This is a genomic window from Nocardia aurea, from assembly GCF_003123685.1.
Taxonomy (GTDB): Bacteria; Actinomycetota; Actinomycetes; order Mycobacteriales; family Mycobacteriaceae; genus Nocardia; species Nocardia aurea.
Genome location: NZ_QCYJ01000035.1, coordinates 1 through 926, shown reverse-complemented (window position 1 = coordinate 926; position 926 = coordinate 1). Strand labels below are relative to the sequence as shown.

Below are 926 nucleotides of genomic sequence, written 5' to 3'. Positions count from 1 at the left end.
CGCGGGCCACCTCCGCGGTCCGGTCGGAGCAGGCGTTCGCCACCACCACGACGTCGAACTCGCCCGGCTCCGCCCCGCCCAGCAGGGCGGCGAGCCCCGCCCCGAGCACGGCCTCCTCGTTGTGGGCGGGGATCACGACACTCGCGATGGGACGCACCGGACGGCCCCTTCCGGAAGGACGCTGTGATGAGGACGTTGCGATGAGAGTGGAGACGACCCCGCTCGACGGGGTGCTGCTGTTCGTCCCGGAGCCGCACCGGGACGAGCGCGGCCTGTTCACCAGGACGTTCGACGCGGCGGTCGCGGCGGAGCACGGGCTGGACCCGGCGGCGTTCCTGCAGGACAGCCAGTCGCGCTCGGTCGCCGGCACGATCCGCGGCATGCACGGGCGCTCGGGCCGCGGCGAGGCCAAGCTGGTGCGGTGCGCCCGCGGGGCGGTGCACGACGTGCTGGTGGACATCCGGCCGGACTCGCCCACGTTCGGGCGGCAGACCTCGGTACGGCTGGACGACCGGGCGTTCGTCACCCTGTACGTGCCCGCGGGGTTCCTGCACGGCTTCCAGGCGCTGACCGGCGAGGCGGACGTGTGCTACCGCATCGACAGGGAGCACGATCCGGCGGAGGATCTCTCCGTGCGCTACGACGACCCCGATCTGGCGATCGGCTGGCCGCGGCCGGTCACCGCGATCAGCCCGCGCGATCTCCGGGCCGGCTCGTGGGCGGGGCTGACCGGGCGTCTCGGTGTCGGCTAGGGGAGGACGATCCATGCGAAGGGCACTGGTGACGGCGGCGGCGCTGCTGTCGCTGACCGCGTGCGCCGGCCTGCCCGGCACGGCCGCGCCCGGGCCGACCGTGACGGTGACGGTCACCGCCGCGGCCTCTCCGGCCTCTCCACCGACCGGCCCGGCGCAGAGCGGCCCGCCGTC

General features: G+C 75.1%; 1 protein-coding gene and 1 pseudogene. One reads left to right on the top strand and one right to left on the bottom strand.

The window, feature by feature from the left end; translation table 11 throughout:
* Positions 1-136, bottom strand: a pseudogene (locus tag DAT37_RS46390) (glycosyltransferase); the annotation flags it as partial.
* 64 nt (positions 137-200) lie between these two features.
* On the opposite strand from DAT37_RS46390, the gene DAT37_RS12200 reads away from it, so the two are divergent.
* Entirely contained in the window at positions 201-752 is a 552-nt protein-coding gene (locus DAT37_RS12200; protein ID WP_109524891.1) for a dTDP-4-dehydrorhamnose 3,5-epimerase family protein, read from the top strand.
* The last annotated feature ends 174 nt before the right edge of the window (positions 753-926 follow it).

Bases quoted from the DNA above. Each gene is read 5' to 3' on its own strand.
- DAT37_RS12200 (WP_109524891.1), top strand. From the start codon at position 201: ATGAGAGTGGAGACGACCCCGCTCGACGGGGTGCTGCTGTTCGTCCCG.